Consider the following 17,139-nt stretch of genomic DNA (forward strand, 5'->3'; position numbering starts at 1 on the left):
AGAGCCACAATGGACTCATCCCAGCGATGAAGGAGCACCCAACATGACCAGTCCTGACGATGTCGTCATCCTGTCGGCCGCGCGCACCCCGTTCGGCAAGATCAAGGGGGCACTCGCGTCGCAGACCGCCGTCCAGCTCGGCGCAACCGCGCTCTCCCGAGCGCTCGCCCAGAGCGGTGTGGATGCTGGATCGATCGACGCTGTGATCTTCGGGCAAGTGCTGCAAGCCGGCGCGGGTCAGAACCCGGCGCGACAGACGGCCATCAGTGCGGGGATCGGCTGGGACGTCCCCGCCACGACGATCAACAAAGTGTGCCTGTCGGGCCTCGCAGCGGTCATCGACGCGGCACGCATCATCCGCGCCGGGGAGGCGACGGTGGTCGTGGCGGGCGGCCAGGAATCGATGACGAATGCGCCGCACATCCTGCCCGGGTCGCGGACGGGATGGACGTACGGCTCGATCGAAGCCCTGGATTCAGCCGCGTACGACGGCCTGACCGACGCCTTCGACGGTATCTCGATGGGAGCCTCGACCGAGCGCCACACGGAGCGGCTCGGTCTGACGAGAGAAGCGCAGGACGCCTTCTCCGCTGCCTCGCACCAGCGCGCGGGAGCAGCACACGCGAACGACGTCTTCGTGGACGAGATCGCGCCGGTCACGATCCCGCAGCGCAAGGGGGAGCCGCTGGTCGTCACCGTCGACGAGGGCGTACGGCCGGAGTCGACACCCGAGGCGCTGGCGCGGCTGAAGCCCAGCTTCGCCGAGGGAGGCACGCTGACCGCGGGGAACTCCTCACCGCTCAGTGACGGAGCAGCGGCGCTCGTACTGACGACCCGCGGGAACGCCGAACGGCTCGGCCTCGACTGGCTTGCCGTCGTCGGCGCGAGCGGCCAGGTCGCCGGACCGGACAACTCGCTCCACTCGCAGCCGTCGCACGCGATCGAGGCCGCCCTCGCGCGAGCCGGCTGGTCGACCGACGACCTCGATCTCATCGAGATCAACGAGGCCTTCGCCGCGGTCGCCCTGCAGTCGATGGCCGACCTGGGCGTAGACGCCGAACGGGTGAACATCCACGGCGGCGCGATCGCCCTCGGCCACCCCATCGGTGCGTCCGGCGCCAGATTGGCCGGCCACGCTGCTCACGAGCTCGCCCGGCGTGGAACGGGACGGGCTGCCGTCGCTCTCTGCGGTGGTGGCGGCCAGGGGGACGCACTGCTTCTCTGGCGCTGAGCTTCTCTGACACTGAGCTTCTCGGGTGCCAAGAGGTGCCGGCCGGCCGGCGCGCACCGGGTCAGCTGTCCAGGTGGCGCTCGTCCGGGCCGTTGTAGAGGGAGAGGGGGCGGATCAGGGAGTTGGCGGCGTACTGCTCGAAGATGTGGGCGGTCCAGCCGGTGATGCGAGCGGCGGCGAAGAGGGGGGTGAACGTGTCGGTGTCGAAGCCCATGAGGTTGTATGCGGGGCCGGAGGGGTAGTCCAGGTTGGGCTTGATGTTCTTGCGGTCCGCCATCGCGGACTCGAGAGCGTTATAGAGGTCCAGCATCTCGGGGCGGTCATAGTGCTCGACCAAGGACTCGAGAGCAGCCTTCATGGTGGGAACCCGGGAATCGCCGTTCTTGTAGACGCGGTGGCCGAAGCCCATGATCTTGCGCTTCTCGGCGAGGGCGGAGTCCAGCCAGGCCTCCGCGCGCTCAGCGGAGCCGATCTCGTCGAAAGCGTGCATGACGGCCTCGTTGGCGCCCCCGTGCAGGGGGCCTTTGAGGGCGCCGATGGCACCCGTGACGGCCGAATAGATGTCGGAGAGAGTGGAGGCGATCACACGGGCGGTGAAGGTGGAGGCATTGAACGAGTGCTCCGCGTAGAGCACCAGAGAGACACGGAACGCATCGACGACCGCGTCGTCGGGGACCTCGCCGAAGGTCAGCCACAAGAAGTTGCGGGAGTAGTCGAGATCCTCGCGAGGCTCCACGGCCTCGAGGCCACGACGGCGACGCTGGATGTAGGCGACGACGGTGGGGAGCTGCGCGAGGAGGTAGATGGCACGGCCGTAGTTGAGATCCGGGTCGAGGATGCCGTCCGTCTGCTGGAGGGTGTCGTCCAGCCCGCCGAGCTGGCTGACCGCAGTGCGCAGAGCGTCCATGGGATGCGCGGACGCGGGGATGTCGTCGAGGGCACGACGGGTGCGATCGTCGAGACGCCGGAGGGAGCGCTCCCGAGCGCTGAACGCCTCGCGCTCCTCCGGAGTGGGCAGCTCACCGTTCCAGAGGAGATAGGCGACCTCCTCGAAGGAGCAGCGCGCGGCGAGCTCCTGCACGGGATACCCGCGGTACAGCAGGGAGTTCGTCTCCGGGTTGACGGACGAGACGGCCGTGGTGTCCACCACCACGCCGGCGAGACCCTTGTGGATCTGCGGATCGGTCATGCGAGCTCCTTCGCTACAGCTGCCACGCGCCGTGACCTCGTGGGTCAGCGGCGCACGTCGAAATTGAACACCGAAGTGTCGAACGCGTTGTATCCCTCGTAGTCAATCAGGTCGTACAGGTCGGCGCGATGTTGCATCTCCCCCAGCATCGGCTCGAGCGTCCCGCCATCGAGGAGCTGATCGAGACCGCGCTCGGCGGCGCCCATCGCGAGACGCAGGAGGGACACCGGCCAGATGACGATGTTCACGCCGACGTCGCGGAGCTGGTCGACAGTGAAGAGGTCGCTCTTGCCGAACTCGGTCATGTTGGCGAGCATCGGCACATCGATGGCGCGGCGGACGGCCTCGAACTCGGAGAGATCCGCCATGGCCTCGGGGAAGACGGCGTCCGCACCCGCGTCGACGAGGGCCTTCGCCCGGTCGATCGCGGCAGCCAAGCCGTCCACGGCTCGGATGTCCGTGCGCGCCATGATGAGGAGGTTGGGGTCGCGGCGGGCATCGGCGGCGGCACGGATGCGCTTGAGAGCGGTGTTCTCGTCGACCACCTGCTTGCCGTCGAGGTGGCCGCAGCGCTTGGGGTTCACCTGGTCCTCGATGTGCAGACCGGCGACACCGGCGTCCTCCAACGATTGGACGGTGCGGGCGACGTTCATGGGCTCACCGAAGCCGGTGTCGGCATCGACCAGCGCCGGAAGGTCCGTCATCCGGGCGATCTGGGCGGAACGGCCGGCCACCTCCGTCAGAGTGGTCAGCCCGATGTCGGGGAGCCCCAGATCGGCGGAGAGCACGGCGCCCGAGATGTACACACCCTCGAAGCCTTTGCGCTCGATGAGGCGGGCGCTGAGGGGGTTGAAGGCACCGGGCATGCGGACGAGCTCACCCGACGAGAGACGGGCACGGAAAGCCGCACGCTTCTCGTGAGCAGGAAGAGAGGAGTACAGCATCAGAAGAGTCCCTTCGGAGCCGGAACGGAGTCGAGCACCCCCGGAGCGGCCGTGATGGTCAGGCCGGCCAGCTCGGCGGCCGTGAGGTGAGGCAGTCGCTCAGCGACGGACAGGAAGCGCTCGATCTCGGCGGCCTCCAGGATGCCATCGGCGAGAGTGCGGAACTTCGCCACGTAGTCGGCTCGCGCGAACGGACGCGCACCCAGCGGGTGCGCGTCGGCGACGGCGATCTCGTCCGTGATGACGCGACCGTCCACGAGGCGGATCTCCACCCGTCCGCCGAATGCCTTCTCGGCGGGATCGGTCGAGTGATAGCGACGGGTCCATTCCGGATCCTCGGTCGTGGTGACCTTGCCCCAGAGCGCGACCGTATCGGGCCGGGCGGCGCGAGACGGCAGGTACGACTCCACGTGGTGCCAGCCTCCGTCCTGCAGGGCCACGGTGAAGATGTACGGGATGCTGTGGTCGAGAGTCTCCCGCGACGCCGTCGGATCGTACTTCTGCGGGTCGTTCGCTCCCGAGCCGATCACGAAATGCGTGTGGTGCGAGGTGTGGATGACGATGCTCTCGACGCGTTCGGGATCCGCCACCTCCGGGTGCTCGCGGTGGAGCTTGCGCGCGAGGTCGATCCAGGCCTGAGCCTGGTACTCGGCGGAGTGCTCCTTGGTGTACGAATCGAGGATGGCGCGTTTGGCCTCACCAGCCTCCGGCAGCGACACGTCGTACGAGGCCGACGGGCCATCGAGCAGCCACGCGATCACGCCGTCCTCCCCCTCGTAGATCGGGGTCGGACTCGTCTCGCCGCGCATCGCCCGGTCGATCGCCTCGACGGCCATCTTGCCGGCGAACGCCGGGGCGTGGGCCTTCCAGCTGGAGATCTCGCCCTTGCGGGACTGCCGGGTGGCGGTGGTGGTGTGCAGCGCCTGCCCGACCGCCTGGAACACGACCTCCGGCGGCAGCGTGAGCAGGGTGCCGATGCCGGCTGCGGCCGACGGACCGAGGTGCGCGACGTGATCGATCTTGTGCGCGTGGAGGCTGATCGCCCGCGCCAGATCGATCTGGATCTCATAACCGGTCGCGATTCCGCGCACCACATCGCGCCCGGTGAGCCCGAACGCGCGCGCGGCGTGCTGAGCGACGGCCACGATCGGCGGGATGTTGTCGCCCGGGTGCGAGTACTCGGCCGCGAGGAAGGTGTCGTGATAATCGAGCTCGCGGACGGCGACGCCGTTCGCCCAGGCGGCCCACTCCGGCGACACCCGCACCTCGGGGGCTTCGCCGAAGACGGTCGATCCGTCCTGCGGGCGGTCGACGGCCGCGACGATCTCGTCGAGCTGACGCGATGGCAACGGATGCGCGAGCGCCTGCGAGCGGGCCGACACGACCGGACGGCGGGTCAGAGAGGCCGCAGCGACGGCCGCATTGTCGATGACGCGGTTGATGACCATGTCGACGACCTCGGAGTCGACCTCGACCGGGTCGGCGGCGACCTGCGCGATCTTCCAGGCGAGCTGGTCCTGACGGGCGAGGTTCTCGTCGCTGCGGTGCACACGGACGTTGTGGTTCTTCACGTATCGAACCTACCTCGCTACGCTCTGCTCATGGTTTCCGTGCCGTCTCTGCTCGCGTTCGCGCTGGCCTCGGTGGCGCTCATCGTGATTCCCGGGCCGAGCGTGCTCTTCGTCATCGGCCGCTCCCTCTCCCTCGGACGAGCGGGCGGCCTCCTGAGTGTGCTCGGCAACGCGCTCGGGATGCTGCCCCTCGTGATCGCGGTGGCGCTGGGGGTCGGCGCGATCGTCGCGCAGTCGCTGGTGCTCTTCACGATGATCAAGGTCGCGGGAGCCTGCTATCTCGTCTACCTCGGCATCCAGGCGATCCGGCACCGGCGGCACACGGCCGTGACGCACGAGGCGAACCCGTCCCGATCGGCGTGGCGGATCGTCGGCGAAGGATTCCTCGTCGGGCTCACCAACCCGAAGTCGCTCGTCTTCTTCGTGGCGGTGCTCCCGCAGTTCGTCGACTACCGCGCAGGCGGCATCTCGCTGCAACTGTTCGAACTCGGCGTCGTCTTCCTGCTGCTCGCGCTGACGTTCGACAGCGTCTGGGCGCTCGCCGCCGGGACCGCGCGTCAGTGGTTCGGGCGCTCGCCGAAGCGCGTGGAGCGACTCGGGGCCACCGGCGGGGTGCTGATGATCGGGCTCGGCGGGGTCCTGGCCCTCACCGGCACCAAGCACTGAGCCCGAGGGCGTCGACCGGGCTGCCGGCCCTCCGACGGCACGCGGCCCTCCGGAAGCCGGCAGCGCCGATCAGGGAGCCGGCCTCAGATGTCGCCCGCAGTCGCCACCGGCGTCAGCACGGCTCGCGCCAGCGTGTGGAAGTGCGCGTTGAAGCCCAGCACAGCGGGAGTCGACTCCGGGTCGAGGTCGAGTCGCTCGACATCCAAGGCGTGCACGACGATGTCGTAGTGGTGGGTTCCGGTTCCGGGAGGGGGTCCCGCTCCGGTGAAGCTCTTCGAGCGGAGTTCGTTCGAGAGCATGGCCGCCCCCTGCGGCAGGCTCCCGCCGCCCTCCGTCCCGGCGCCTGCCGCCAGCGTGGTCACCTCCGCCGGGATGTTGAACACGGCCCAGTGCCAGAAGCCCGAACCGGTCGGGGCATCCGGGTCGTGGATGGTTACGGCGAAGCTCTTCGTCTCGGCCGGGAATCCACTCCAGGAGAGCTGGGGCGACACGTTGTCACCGCCGCCTCCCGACCCCCACTGGGCACGCGAGAGGGGGCGGCCGTCGGCGACGTCGTCGCTCTCGAGGGTGAACTGGGGCACGGCGCCGAAGCGCTCGAACGGATCGATCGAAGTCATACCCGTAACCTACGCTCGCCCGGTCAGACGCGCTGGGCGGATTCGGAGACGGGCACCGGCGAGGGCCGCCGACGGAGCCGGCCCGGCAGCCCGGTGATGCCCCAGCCGGTGACACGGAGCATGGCCTCCGCGACGATCCCGCCCGTCATCTTCGAGGCGCCGTGCTCGCGCTCGACGAACGTGATCGGAACCTCCGCGACCGACAGGCCCGCGCGGTAAGCGCGGCGCAGCATGTCGATCTGGAAGCAGTAGCCCTGGCTCGCGACGTCGTCGAAGTGGATGCGGCGCAGTGCGTCGGCGGTGAAGGCACGGTAGCCTCCGGTCACGTCGCGTGCCGGGACGCCGAGCGCGATCCGCGAGTAAGCGCTGCCCCCGCGCGAGAGGAGCCGGCGGCGTGCGGGCCAGTTCACAACTCCTCCGCCGGGCACCCAGCGGGACCCCAGTACGAGATCGGCGCCTGTTCCCGGCTCCTCGGTGCGGAGGGCCTCCAGCAGCCGCGGCAGTTCCTCCGGACGGTGCGAGCCGTCGGCGTCCATCTCGACGACGCGGTCGTAACCGGCGGCGAGCGCCCATCCCATCCCCTCGCGATAGGCGGCGCCGAGACCGTCCTTCGCGGTGCGGTGCAGCACGTGCACGTGAGCGTCCGTCGCGGCCAGCGCATCGGCGATCTCGCCCGTACCGTCCGGCGAGTTGTCATCCACCACGAGCACCTCGACATCCGGAGCGGACGCGCGCACGCGTCCGACGATGGGGCCGACGTTCTCCCGCTCGTTGTAGGTGGGGATGATGACGAGGGTTCGCAAGGAACCGCCTTTCTGCCGACGTGCGTGCCCACCCGGGACGGTGCCTGGGAGGCTACTCCCACCTTGCCCGAACTGCCTGAACAGATGGCGAACGAAACTTCCGGCCCTCGCAGCTTGGCGCCGCTGCGGGCGCACGGCCCGGCCCCATTTCCGTCGCCTACCATCGTCTGGTGGCCGTCCCGAAGATCCTGCTGTACTACGCGTTCACTCCGCTGGCCGACCCTGAGGCCGTGCGGTTGTGGCAGCGCGACCTCTGCGAGCTGCTCGGGCTGCGCGGACGCATCCTGATCTCGAAGGACGGCATCAACGGGACGGTCGGCGGCGAGCTGGCCGCGATGAAGCGGTATCTCCGTAAGACGCGCGAGTTCGCCGGGTTCCGTGATCTCGACGCCAAGTGGAGTGCGGGGTCGCCGCTCGACGACGACGGCTTCAGCACCGATTTCCCGCGGCTGTCGGTCAAGGTGCGCGACGAGATCGTCTCCTTCGGAGCGCCGGGCGAGCTGCGCGTCGATGGGTCGGGGGTCGTCGGAGGCGGCGAGCGCCTGCAGCCCGCCGAACTGCACCGTCTGGTCGAGGAGCGCGACGACGTGGTGTTCTTCGACGGACGCAACCGCTTCGAGGCCGAGATCGGGCGGTTCCGCGGCGCGGTCGTCCCGGACGTCTCGACCACCCGCGAATTCGTCGCCGAGTTGGAGAGCGGCGCGTACGACCACCTCAAGGACAAGCCGGTCGTCACGTACTGCACCGGCGGCATCCGCTGCGAGGTGCTGTCCGGTCTGATGAAGTCGCGCGGGTTCCAGGAGGTGTATCAGCTCGACGGGGGTGTCGTGCGGTACGGCGAGACGTTCGGCGACCGCGGGCTCTGGGAGGGGTCGCTCTATGTGTTCGATGGGCGCGGAGCCGTGACCTTCGGCGAGCATCCCGCCGTGGTGGGTCGGTGCGCGGGATGCGGCGCGGCCACGAGCCGGATGCGGAACTGCGCCGACGTCTCGTGCCGGGAACAGCTGGTGACGTGCGAGGCGTGCGACGTGCTGCGGTGCACGGAGCACGCGGCGGACTCGCCCCGGCACTGATTCCTCCCCAACGCTGACGGCGAACGGGTTCTCCACCGACCTGCGGGAACCATTGCTGGCCCGTTCGCGTTGCGGCCATCATGAACAGCATGGATCCGGTAGCAACGATCGTCTGGATCGTGTCGTTCGTCCTCGTCACGGTCACCGTCACCGGACTGTCCCGCCGCGTCGGCTGGTCGGCACCGGTGGTGCTGGTGGTCGTCGGTGCGGTCGCCTCGTTCATTCCGGGCGTCCCCCAGATCGTGCTGGAGCCGGAGGTCGTGCTGTACGGTCTGCTGCCGCCGCTGCTGTTCGCTGCGGCCATCCAGACCTCGATCGTGGATGTGCGGGCGAGGCGCGACGGCATCCTGCTGCTGTCCGTGGGGCTGGTGGCGTTCACCGTGGTGGTGGTCGGGTTCGCGACCTGGCTGGTGGTGCCTGCGATCACGCTCGCGGCGGCCTTCGCGTTCGGGGCGGTGGTCGCCCCGACGGACACGGTCGCTGTGACGGCGATCGCCGGGCGCGTTCACCTCCCGCGGCGGCTCGTGACCGTGCTCGAGGGCGAGAGCCTGCTGAACGACGCGACCGCCCTCGTCGCTCTGAACGCGAGCATCGCCGCCATCGTCAGTGTGATCAATCCGTGGGCAATCGCCGGCGAGTTCGGCCTGGCGGTGGTCGTGGGCGTCGGGGTCGGCCTCGTGATCGGCTGGGTGCTGTCCCTCATCCGCAAGCAACTGCGCTCCCCCGTGCTCGACACGTCGCTCGGGCTGATCACGCCCTACCTGGCGTTCATCCCGTCGCAGCTCCTGCACGGGTCGGGCATCCTGTCGGTCGTGGTGGCGGGCCTCTACCTCGGGTACCGGTCGCCGACCATCCAGACCGCGGAGGCGCGGATCGCGGAGACCATCAACTGGCGCACGATCCAGTTCCTGCTGGAGAACGCGGTCTTCTTGTTCATCGGGCTGGAACTGTCGAGCATCCTGAGCGGCGCCTTCCGTTCGGGCATCACGGTGTGGCAGACCGTGCTCATCTGCGTGGTGGTGCTCGTCGCCCTCGCCGTGGCCCGGATCCTGTGGATGGTGGGGACGACGGCTCTGTACCGCTACGGGCCGCAGCGGCTGCGCGAGCGGGGGTGGTCGTGGCCGACTGGCATCGCCGTGTCGTTCGCGGGCATCCGCGGGGTGGTGACGCTGGCCGCAGTGTTCCTGCTGCCGGAGGAGACCCCGCATCGGGAGTTCCTGCAGTTCCTCGCCTTCGTCGTGGTGGTGGCGACGCTGCTGGAGGGGCTGGCGCTGCCCTGGATCATCCGACGGCTGCACCTCCCGTCGCCCGATTTCGCGCAGGAGGCGAGCGAGATGCAACGGCTTCTCGCGGAGGCTCAGACGGCGGGCCTGGAGCATCTGGAGTCGCAGGTGACCGGCAACGAGGACGAGCGCGTGATCGAGCGGCTCCGGATCAACGCCGTGTTCCTGTCGGACGCGCTGGAGAACCCCTCCCCCGACGAGACCGAGGACACACCGATGGAGTACCGACACCTGCGGCGCACCATGATCGTCGCGGAGCGGCAGGCGGTGCTGACCGCGCGTGCCGAGGGTCGCTATCAGGAGCCCGCCGTCCGCTCGGTTCTGGCGTTCCTCGACGCCGAGGAGGCGGCGCTCAAATCGTCGGGACCGGGAGGGAAGAGGACGTTGATGTAGCGCTCCGGTGCGCCCGCCTGCCCGCCAGCGCGCCCGAGGTCCGGCCCTACCCCGCCCGCGTGTCGTCCGCCGGCACCCGGGCTGCGGCGAGCGCCACGGCGGCGGCGGCCTCGGTGCCGGGGCGGCGGGCGCCGCGGGGGCGGCGGGCCCACTGGCGGGAGCGCTGCGATGACAGGGCGAGCACGACCAGGATGTCGAGGGGGAGCCCGAGAAGGTTGTTGTGGAGGGTGACCTGTGGACCGCCGTCGAAGAAGTCGATCGCCGAGATGACGATGAGCAGGGAGCTGTACGACATGGAGGCGATGCGGGCCCAGTTGCTGCCGAAGAAGACGAGGAGGGCGAGGAGGAAATAGAAGACCAGGCCGGCGGCGAAGATGCCGAGGAGAACGCCGAAGACGATGTCGGCCTCGTGACGGGTCACCCCCTCGAGGTCGCCGGAGGTGAAGAGCGAGGCGGTCCAGACACGCCAGCTGAGGAGGGTGAGGGCGACGAAGATCGCGCCCGCGACGACGCGCAGCAGCATGAGCAGGAAGCCGAGCGCGGTCGGGACCGGGCGGCGCTCGGCGAGTGCGATGCGGCGGGCCTCGGCCTGCTGGACGACACGCTGGGCCTCCGCGTCGACGGGGACGCGATCGAGGTTCACCACGGGCAGATCGCCATCGGTCTCGATGCTGTCGCCGCCTCCGTTGCGGGAATGGTAGCCGGTGGAGAAGTCGCGGATGACCTCGACCTCCACGCCGACATCCGCTGCGAGCAAGGTGGAGACGATGTGGTCGCGCTCGATGTCCGTGTTCGCGTCGATCTTGTGGGTGATCTGCAAGGTGAACAGCGAGAAGCCGACCGACTTGTCGAAGGTGCCGGCGGCCAGCCAGTCGACCTTGTGGCCACCGGGCAGGAGCCAGCCGTCCGGGCACTTCCAGAACCGCACGTGGTGCCGCTTGGCCGGGTTGCCGAGCACCTCCTGCTGGTACGCGACGTCCTGCTGGTGACCGAACAGGAACAGGGGGCTCACCGGAGCCTCGTCGTAGCTGCGCCGCAGCAGGGTCGAGGTGACGATGCGGCGGCTGGAGGCCAGGGTGACGTCGTCGGCGCGGGTCCACCCGGCGGCGCGCATGGCGTCGTCGAGCTGCGCCTCCGAACCGAGCAGGGCGAGGTTAACCGGGTCGCCGAGCAGACCGTCGCTGGTGCGGGCGCGGCCGATGAAGTAGTCAGGCACGTAGATCTGGGTGAGGATGCGGTGCAGGCGCGGCAGGACCAGATACGCCAGCACGAGCCAGAACAGAACGAAGAACAGGACGAGGAACCAGCCCCAGCTGAAGCTCTCCGTGAGCACCAGCCAGGCGAGCCAGATCGCGGCGACCCCGCCGAAGATGAAGAAGGCGTAGTCGACGACGGCGTTGATGGAGATCCGCCGGGCCGTCGCCGACAGGGTCTTGCGGCCGGCGCCCGGTGCAGGAGCGCTCGCCTCGCGAGGGGCCTCCGGCAGCGTCATGGGGACATCCTAGAGGCCGCGCGCGGACCGCCGTAGGGTGACGGTCATGGCCACCATCACCGAACGCGGCGCCGAACTGCGCCGACTCCACGACGCTCCCGAACTGCTGCAGGTCGTCAACGTCTGGGACGCGATCAGCGCCACGACCATCGCCGCGCTGCCCGAAACCCGCGCCCTCGCGACCGCCAGCCACTCCATCGCGGCGACACTCGGCTACGAGGACGGCGAGAACATCCCGCTCGACCTGATGCTCGACATGGTCGGCCGCATCGTGCGGGCGACCGACCTGCCGGTCAGCGCGGACCTCGAGGGCGGCTACGCCGACGCGGGCGAGACGGTCCGCCGCGCGATCGGGGTGGGCGTCGTCGGCGCGAACCTGGAGGACCGGATGCGCCCGTTCGACGAGGCCGTCGCCGTCAACCGCGACGCGGTTCGCGCGGCCGAGGCGGAGGGCGTGCCGTTCGCCCTGAACGCCCGCACCGACGTCTTCCTGCGCGACGCGTTCCCCAGCACCGAGGAGAAGATCGAGGAGGCCGTGCGCCGCGGCCGTGCCTTCCTCGACGTGGGCGCGACGAGTGTGTTCGTACCCGGTCTGCTGGACGAGCCGACTGTGACCGCCCTGGTCGGCGGGCTGGGCGACCGGAAGCTCAGCGTGATCGCGGTGCCGGGCTCCCTCCCGCCCGCACGCCTCCACGAGCTCGGGGTCACGCGCGTCTCCTACGGCCCGTGGAGCCAGCGCGTCGCCCTCACCGCGCTGCAGGATGCGGCGCAGGCCCTCTACGCGGGAGGCACCCTGCCGAGCGGCACGCGCGCACTCAACTGAACGCAGTCCGGCGAGGTCGGCGCCGTGGCCGGGACCGTTTTGGGGCCGCCCCCGGCCCGTCGTCGAGCACCCCCGCGTAGGCTGCACCCATGAGCGACTTCCGGGCGATCGTGATCGAGCAGGAGATCGAGGCGGGTCGCATCACCGCCCACACGGCGGAGGTGCGGCGCGTCACGGACGCGTTCCTCATGCCGGGTGATGTGACCGTCGCCGTCGAGTTCTCCGACCTCAACTACAAGGACGGCCTCGCCATCGCGGGACGCCCCGGAGTGGCGCGCACCTCGCCGCTCATCCCGGGAATCGACCTGGTCGGAACGGTCGAGGCGAGCGACGACCCGCGGTGGATCCCCGGCGATCGCGTCGTGCTGAACGGCGACGGCCTCGGGGAATCGCACCACGGCGGCCTCGCCGAACGGGCCCGTGTGCGCGGCGACGCCCTCGTGCGCATCCCCGACGCGATCTCCTCCACTCAGGCGGCCGCGATCGGCACCGCCGGCTTCACGGCGATGCTGTCCGTGCTCGCGCTGGAGCGCAACGGCGTCGACCCCGAGGAGGTGCGCGACAGCGGCAGCAGCGTCCTCGTCACCGGGGCCGCCGGCGGAGTCGGCTCGGTGGCGGTCGCGGTGCTGGCCGGACGGGGCTACCCCGTCACCGCCTCCACCGGACGCCCGGACGAGCTGCGGGGCTACCTGACCGACCTCGGCGCCACCACCATCCTCGACCGCGCCGAGCTCTCCGACCCGGGCCGGCCACTGCAAAGCCAGCGCTGGGCCGGCGTGATCGACGCCGTCGGCAGCCACACCCTCGTCAACGCCCTGGCCCAGACGCGCTACGGCGGAACGGTGACGGCGTGCGGGCTCGCCCAGGGCCCCGACCTCCCCGGCACCGTGCTGCCGTTCATCCTGCGCGGGATCAGCCTGGTGGGCATCAACTCGGTGGAGGCGCCGATCGCCCTGCGGGAGACCGCGTGGCGCCGCCTCGCGACCGACCTCGGTGAGGAGACGCTCGCGGCGATGACGGAGGTCATCCCGCTGACCGACGCCATCCCGGCCGCGGAGGAGATCCTCGCAGGCCGGCTGCACGGCCGCACCGTGGTCGACGTGCGCGCCTGATCCTCTTCGCTCCGGTACCGCCGTATGCTGGCGGCATGATCGTCCTCGCCACCGTCGTGGTCACGCTCGCGGCCGCCCTGCACATCGCGATCTTCTTCATGGAGAGCATCGCCTGGGGCCGCCCCTCCGTCTGGAAGCGGTTCGGCGTCGCGAACCAGGAGGCAGCGGACACTACCAAGCCGATGGCGTACAACCAGGGCTTCTACAACCTGTTCCTCGCGATCGGCGCCGTCATCGGCCTGATCCTCTACGGCGTCGGGCTGCACCCGGCAGGCCTGGCGCTCATCCTGTTCACGACCGCGTGCATGTTCGCCGCGTCGGTCGTGCTGCTGACCACGGGCAAGGGGTACTGGCGCGCCGCCCTCACGCAGGGCGCACTGCCGCTCATCGGCTTCATCCTGATGCTGCTCTCCTGACGGGAGGCCGCACGCCGCAGCGCGGGCCTCTGCGACGCACGACCCGGCTCAGCGCAAGCCCGGCCTGACGGACTCCGGCCGCAGCCCGCGCCCGATGAACCGGGCGGTGGCGCGCTGCAGCAGCGGGGTCGCCGCGGCGAGCGCCCCGCGGACCAGGAGCGGCAGCGGGTCGGGCAGAGCACCCGGACCATTGGGGCGCGCGATACCCCGGTGGGCGGCGAGCTGGATGCGCTGCATGGCGGCGACCGGTGGGAGGCGGCGGCGCTGGAGGCCGTCGAGCACACGGAGGTCGACCTCCTCCGAGGCTCCGCCCTGGATCGCGCGCAAAGGATCGACGAGCGCGTTCGCGGCCGCGACCGCGTCCTGCACGGCATAGTTCACGCCGACACCGAATGCGGGCGACATCGCGTGGGCGGCGTCCCCGATCGCCAGGAACCCGCGCCGGTACCAGCGGGCGAGCCGATCGATCTGCACGCTCAGCAGCTTGACCTGCTCCCAGCCGTCGATGCTCAGCAGTGCGTCGCGGAGGAAGGGCGCCGCCGCCGCGACCGCATCCCGGAACGCGCCGATCCCGGCCGCGTTCAGGTCGTCGATACCGCCTTTCGCGATGACGAGACCGGTCTGGAAATAGTCGCCGCGGTCGATCGTGATGACCATCGAACCGTGACGCAGGTAGGCGAGCGTGCTCGGTGGCGTCGCCGCGGCCTTCGGCAGGCGGAACCAGAGCACGTCGATCGGCACACCGAACCGCTGCGGCCGCAGCCCGGCGTCCTCCCGCAGCACCGAGTCCCGCCCGTCGGCGGCGACCACCAGGGGTGCGGCGATCGCCAGGTCGCCGGCCGGACCCCGCGCCGTGATGCCGGTCACCGCGCCGTCGCGCCAGGTCAGCCCGGTGGCGGTCGTCTCCATCAGCAGACGGAACCCGGGACGCTCCGCCGCCTCGTCGGCGAGGAACGACAGAAAATCCCACTGCGGCGCGAGCACGAGGAAGTCGTCCGGCGGAGCCAGGCGGGAGAAGTCGACGGGATGCAGCCTGGTCCCGCTGACGACGGCGTCGAGGGTGCGGACGTTGGTGTGCGGGAGGCCCAGGAACCGTTCGCGCAGCCCGAGCTCTCCCAGCACGCCGAGCGTGGAAGGGTGGATCGTGTCGCCGCGGAAGTCGCGGAAGAAGTCCGCGTGCTTCTCGATCACCACGACATCCACCCCGTTGCGGGCCAGCAGCAGACCGAGCATCATGCCGGCCGGGCCGCCGCCCGAGATCACGCAGGTCGCCTGAAGCACATCCATGCCTCCGCAGCGTATCCTCCCGGCATGGCCATCGTCGCGTCCGTCTTCGTCGCCTTCGCGGCGGTGGTGCACCTCGCCGTGTTCGGTTCGCAGACGATCGCGTGGTCGTCGCCGGGCGTCTGGCGGCGCTACGGCGTCGCGAGCCAGCGGGACGCGGATGTCGGGCGCCCGCTCGCCTACACGCAGGGCTTCTACAATCTCTTCCTCGCGGGCGGCGCGATCGTCGGCCTGGTGCTCTACTGGACGACCCTGCACCATGTGGGGTTCGGGCTGATCTTCTTCACCTGCACCTGCATGGTGCTCGCCGCGGTGGTGCAACTGACCGTCGGGGGTCGAACGCCCACGGCCGCGCTGGTGCAGGGCATCCCGCCGCTCGTCGGGCTGGTGCTGTTCGTCGTCGCCCAAGCAGGCTGAGCTGGCGTCCGGCGGAGCTGGCGGGCCGCCGAGCAGGCGGACCTACTCGATGATCTCGCCCTCGGCGGGGATGTCGGCGACGTCGATGCGCAGGGTCTCGACGAGCTTCGCCGCGTGCGGCGTCGAGACGATGACGCGCGAATACTCCTCGCCGTCGAGGTCGATCACCACGGCCGCGCGCTGCTTGCCCTTGATCAGCAGGAAGTCCTGACCGCCGTGGAACTTCCACGTGCCGACGGAGAGTGTCAGCGGGACGGCGGCACCCGGAGCGCGGATGCCGCGGATCCAGATCCACGGATCCTCGGTGATGGCGACCGACCGGATGCTGTCGCGCGGGATGACCAGGTCGTCCCGCTTGAGGGCGAGCACCTTCTCCGCCCGCGTGAGATGGATCTCCAAGCGGTCGGGGTGAACGTGCAGATCGGCCATACGTCTATCCTGCCAACACCCCGGAGCCCGTGGCAGTGCCGAACCTCACAAAGCCATAACCCTTGGGTTGTGCACGACGGGTCGCTCCCTCGGCCGGGCATGTATCCTTCTCGTCGTGGCCACCCAGAGACGGACTCCGGGCTCGCAGACTTCACTTCGTGAAGCCAACCGAGCTCGAATCGTCGACGCCATCAAGAAGCACGGCGGCCTGACCCAGGTCGAGCTGGCCGGCGCGACGGGCCTCTCGCCCGCCACGGTGTCGAACATCGTGAAGGAGCTCTCGACCTCCGGCGTGCTGCACACGACGCAGAGCATCCGCAGCGGCCGGCGCGCCCAGCACGTCACGCTGGCGCACGCGCTCGGGCTCGTCGTCGGCGTCCATTTCTCCACCCGGCACCTGCGCGTCGCGCTGGCCGACGTCGCGCACACGGTCGTGGCCGAGAACCACATGCCGCTCGCCCGCGACCACCGGGCGGACAACGAGCTCGACAAAGTCTCGATGCTGCTGAGCGACATGCTCGACTCGGTCGAGGCCTCCCGTGACGAGGTGCTCGCGATCGGCATCGCCCTGCCCGCCCCGCTCGACCGCGCGAGCGGGACCATCGCCCGCAGCGGGATCATGCGCGGCTGGGACGGCGTGGTCGTCGCGGACGCGCTGGAGCGCCGGGTGAAGCGGCCGGTGTTCGTCGACAACGCGGCCAACCTCACCGCCCTGGCGGAGTCCCGGTTCGGCGCAGGGCGCGGCAAGCGCAACTCCATCACGCTCGACGTGGGCGACGGGATCGGCGCGGGCCTCCTCCTGAACGGCCAGCTGTTCCGCGGCAACAACGGCACCGCCGGGGAGTTCGGCCACACGACGATCCGCGAGAACGGACCGCTCTGCCGGTGCGGCAACCGCGGCTGCCTGGAGGCGATCGCCGGGGGTCCGGCCATCCTGGACGAGCTGCGCGACCACCTCGGCAGCCTCAAGCTGGGCGACGTCGTGCTGCAGGCGATGGCGGGGGATGCGCGCTGCATCCGCGCCATCGCCGACGCCGGCAAGCACATCGGCGTGGCCACGGCGAACCTCTGCAATCTGCTCGACCCGGAGCGCGTCGTGGTGGGCGGCGAGCTGGCCCGCGCCGGCGAGCTCCTGCTCGGTCCGATGCGGCACGCCGTCGAGCGGTCCATCATCGTGGGCGAGGAGCTGATGCCCGACATCGTGCAGGGGCAGCTCGGCACGCGGGCGGCGACCCTCGGCGCGGTCGCGTACGCCGTCGACCGGGTCTCGCTGACGCCTCAGAGCGCGTCGAACTGACCCCTCCGACCGCGCTGTCCCCCGTTGCCCCCCGAACGTGACGAACCGTTATCGAATGCGTTGGATTCAAGTATTGACGCCAAGACGTGCACCTGACAC

At 70.1% G+C, this 17,139-nt stretch carries 17 protein-coding genes; 9 read left to right on the plus strand and 8 right to left on the minus strand.

Annotation, left to right across the window (positions count from 1 at the left end; translation table 11 throughout):
- Window positions 1–43: 43 nt before the first annotated feature.
- The gene (locus LLS1_RS17370; protein ID WP_226657511.1) at window positions 44–1,231 is read left to right on the plus strand and encodes an acetyl-CoA C-acetyltransferase; all 1,188 of its coding nucleotides are present in this window, start codon (window positions 44–46) and stop codon (window positions 1,229–1,231) included.
- A gap of 61 nt (window positions 1,232–1,292) precedes the next feature.
- Here the strand turns inward: LLS1_RS17370 and LLS1_RS17375 are convergent, their stop codons facing one another.
- From LLS1_RS17375 to LLS1_RS17385, 3 genes are read right to left on the minus strand one after another with little or no spacing between them, the layout of a single operon-like run.
- A complete protein-coding gene (locus LLS1_RS17375) occupies window positions 1,293–2,420 on the minus strand; it encodes a bifunctional 2-methylcitrate synthase/citrate synthase (RefSeq protein ID WP_226657513.1) in 1,128 nt (375 codons plus the stop codon).
- Between the two features lie 44 nt (window positions 2,421–2,464).
- Window positions 2,465–3,364, minus strand: coding sequence for a methylisocitrate lyase (prpB, locus tag LLS1_RS17380; protein WP_223358922.1), 900 nt, complete (start codon window positions 3,362–3,364; stop codon window positions 2,465–2,467).
- Complete coding sequence (locus LLS1_RS17385) at window positions 3,364–4,935, minus strand: MmgE/PrpD family protein (protein WP_226657515.1); 1,572 nt, start codon at window positions 4,933–4,935, stop codon at window positions 3,364–3,366. The genes prpB and LLS1_RS17385 overlap by 1 nt, the downstream gene beginning before the upstream one ends.
- Window positions 4,936–4,965: 30 nt before the next feature.
- Between LLS1_RS17385 and LLS1_RS17390 the strand changes: the two genes are divergently transcribed.
- Complete coding sequence (locus LLS1_RS17390; protein ID WP_226657516.1) at window positions 4,966–5,601, plus strand: LysE family translocator; 636 nt, start codon at window positions 4,966–4,968, stop codon at window positions 5,599–5,601.
- 83 nt (window positions 5,602–5,684) lie between these two features.
- Here LLS1_RS17390 and LLS1_RS17395 read toward each other — a convergent pair whose 3' ends face one another.
- Complete coding sequence (locus LLS1_RS17395; protein WP_226657517.1) at window positions 5,685–6,218, minus strand: YbhB/YbcL family Raf kinase inhibitor-like protein; 534 nt, start codon at window positions 6,216–6,218, stop codon at window positions 5,685–5,687.
- Window positions 6,219–6,241: 23 nt separating this feature from the next.
- Window positions 6,242–7,021: a polyprenol monophosphomannose synthase gene (locus LLS1_RS17400; RefSeq protein ID WP_223358918.1), complete on the minus strand. Its 780-nt coding sequence runs from the start codon at window positions 7,019–7,021 to the stop codon at window positions 6,242–6,244.
- A 170-nt stretch (window positions 7,022–7,191) separates the two neighbouring features.
- On the opposite strand from LLS1_RS17400, the gene LLS1_RS17405 reads away from it, so the two are divergent.
- Together LLS1_RS17405 and LLS1_RS17410 are read left to right on the plus strand one after the other, a co-directional pair.
- On the plus strand, window positions 7,192–8,094 hold the full coding sequence (locus tag LLS1_RS17405; RefSeq protein WP_226657519.1) for a rhodanese-related sulfurtransferase: 903 nt from the start codon (window positions 7,192–7,194) through the stop codon (window positions 8,092–8,094).
- Window positions 8,095–8,183: 89 nt separating this feature from the next.
- Window positions 8,184–9,770: a sodium:proton antiporter gene (locus LLS1_RS17410; RefSeq protein WP_226657521.1), complete on the plus strand. Its 1,587-nt coding sequence runs from the start codon at window positions 8,184–8,186 to the stop codon at window positions 9,768–9,770.
- A 46-nt stretch (window positions 9,771–9,816) separates the two neighbouring features.
- Here LLS1_RS17410 and LLS1_RS17415 read toward each other — a convergent pair whose 3' ends face one another.
- On the minus strand, window positions 9,817–11,262 hold the full coding sequence (locus tag LLS1_RS17415) for an LssY C-terminal domain-containing protein (protein ID WP_226657522.1): 1,446 nt from the start codon (window positions 11,260–11,262) through the stop codon (window positions 9,817–9,819).
- A 46-nt stretch (window positions 11,263–11,308) separates the two neighbouring features.
- On the opposite strand from LLS1_RS17415, the gene LLS1_RS17420 reads away from it, so the two are divergent.
- The 3 genes from LLS1_RS17420 to LLS1_RS17430 all read left to right on the plus strand — a co-directional run bounded on the left by LLS1_RS17420 (window position 11,309) and on the right by LLS1_RS17430 (window position 13,613).
- The gene (locus tag LLS1_RS17420) at window positions 11,309–12,085 is read left to right on the plus strand and encodes an isocitrate lyase/phosphoenolpyruvate mutase family protein (RefSeq protein ID WP_226657524.1); all 777 of its coding nucleotides are present in this window, start codon (window positions 11,309–11,311) and stop codon (window positions 12,083–12,085) included.
- An 89-nt stretch (window positions 12,086–12,174) separates the two neighbouring features.
- Window positions 12,175–13,197 (plus strand): MDR family oxidoreductase, encoded by a 1,023-nt coding sequence (locus LLS1_RS17425; protein ID WP_226657526.1) that lies wholly within the window; start codon window positions 12,175–12,177, stop codon window positions 13,195–13,197.
- A 35-nt stretch (window positions 13,198–13,232) separates the two neighbouring features.
- Entirely contained in the window at window positions 13,233–13,613 is a 381-nt protein-coding gene (locus LLS1_RS17430; protein ID WP_226657527.1) for a DUF1304 domain-containing protein, read from the plus strand.
- A gap of 48 nt (window positions 13,614–13,661) precedes the next feature.
- Here LLS1_RS17430 and LLS1_RS17435 read toward each other — a convergent pair whose 3' ends face one another.
- Window positions 13,662–14,900, minus strand: coding sequence for an FAD-dependent oxidoreductase (locus LLS1_RS17435; RefSeq protein ID WP_226657529.1), 1,239 nt, complete (start codon window positions 14,898–14,900; stop codon window positions 13,662–13,664).
- A 24-nt stretch (window positions 14,901–14,924) separates the two neighbouring features.
- Here LLS1_RS17435 and LLS1_RS17440 point away from each other — a divergent pair, with 24 nt between their 5' ends.
- Window positions 14,925–15,314: a DUF1304 domain-containing protein gene (locus LLS1_RS17440; protein WP_223358910.1), complete on the plus strand. Its 390-nt coding sequence runs from the start codon at window positions 14,925–14,927 to the stop codon at window positions 15,312–15,314.
- A 42-nt stretch (window positions 15,315–15,356) separates the two neighbouring features.
- Here LLS1_RS17440 and LLS1_RS17445 read toward each other — a convergent pair whose 3' ends face one another.
- Entirely contained in the window at window positions 15,357–15,743 is a 387-nt protein-coding gene (locus tag LLS1_RS17445; protein ID WP_223358909.1) for a hypothetical protein, read from the minus strand.
- 115 nt (window positions 15,744–15,858) lie between these two features.
- Here LLS1_RS17445 and LLS1_RS17450 point away from each other — a divergent pair, with 115 nt between their 5' ends.
- On the plus strand, window positions 15,859–17,040 hold the full coding sequence (locus tag LLS1_RS17450; RefSeq protein ID WP_226657536.1) for an ROK family transcriptional regulator: 1,182 nt from the start codon (window positions 15,859–15,861) through the stop codon (window positions 17,038–17,040).
- Window positions 17,041–17,139: the final 99 nt, after the last annotated feature.

It is taken from the genome of Leifsonia sp. LS1 (genome assembly GCF_020521355.1).
Classification (GTDB): domain Bacteria; phylum Actinomycetota; class Actinomycetes; order Actinomycetales; family Microbacteriaceae; genus Leifsonia.

Bases quoted from the DNA above. Each gene is read 5' to 3' on its own strand.
- LLS1_RS17370 (WP_226657511.1), top strand. From the start codon at position 44: ATGACCAGTCCTGACGATGTCGTCATCCTGTCGGCCGCGCGCACCCCG.
- LLS1_RS17375 (WP_226657513.1), bottom strand. From the start codon at position 2,420: ATGACCGATCCGCAGATCCACAAGGGTCTCGCCGGCGTGGTGGTGGAC.
- prpB (WP_223358922.1), bottom strand. From the start codon at position 3,364: ATGCTGTACTCCTCTCTTCCTGCTCACGAGAAGCGTGCGGCTTTCCGT.
- LLS1_RS17390 (WP_226657516.1), top strand. From the start codon at position 4,966: ATGGTTTCCGTGCCGTCTCTGCTCGCGTTCGCGCTGGCCTCGGTGGCG.
- LLS1_RS17395 (WP_226657517.1), bottom strand. From the start codon at position 6,218: ATGACTTCGATCGATCCGTTCGAGCGCTTCGGCGCCGTGCCCCAGTTC.
- LLS1_RS17410 (WP_226657521.1), top strand. From the start codon at position 8,184: ATGGATCCGGTAGCAACGATCGTCTGGATCGTGTCGTTCGTCCTCGTC.
- LLS1_RS17415 (WP_226657522.1), bottom strand. From the start codon at position 11,262: ATGACGCTGCCGGAGGCCCCTCGCGAGGCGAGCGCTCCTGCACCGGGC.
- LLS1_RS17420 (WP_226657524.1), top strand. From the start codon at position 11,309: ATGGCCACCATCACCGAACGCGGCGCCGAACTGCGCCGACTCCACGAC.
- LLS1_RS17425 (WP_226657526.1), top strand. From the start codon at position 12,175: ATGAGCGACTTCCGGGCGATCGTGATCGAGCAGGAGATCGAGGCGGGT.
- LLS1_RS17430 (WP_226657527.1), top strand. From the start codon at position 13,233: ATGATCGTCCTCGCCACCGTCGTGGTCACGCTCGCGGCCGCCCTGCAC.
- LLS1_RS17435 (WP_226657529.1), bottom strand. From the start codon at position 14,900: ATGGATGTGCTTCAGGCGACCTGCGTGATCTCGGGCGGCGGCCCGGCC.
- LLS1_RS17440 (WP_223358910.1), top strand. From the start codon at position 14,925: ATGGCCATCGTCGCGTCCGTCTTCGTCGCCTTCGCGGCGGTGGTGCAC.
- LLS1_RS17445 (WP_223358909.1), bottom strand. From the start codon at position 15,743: ATGGCCGATCTGCACGTTCACCCCGACCGCTTGGAGATCCATCTCACG.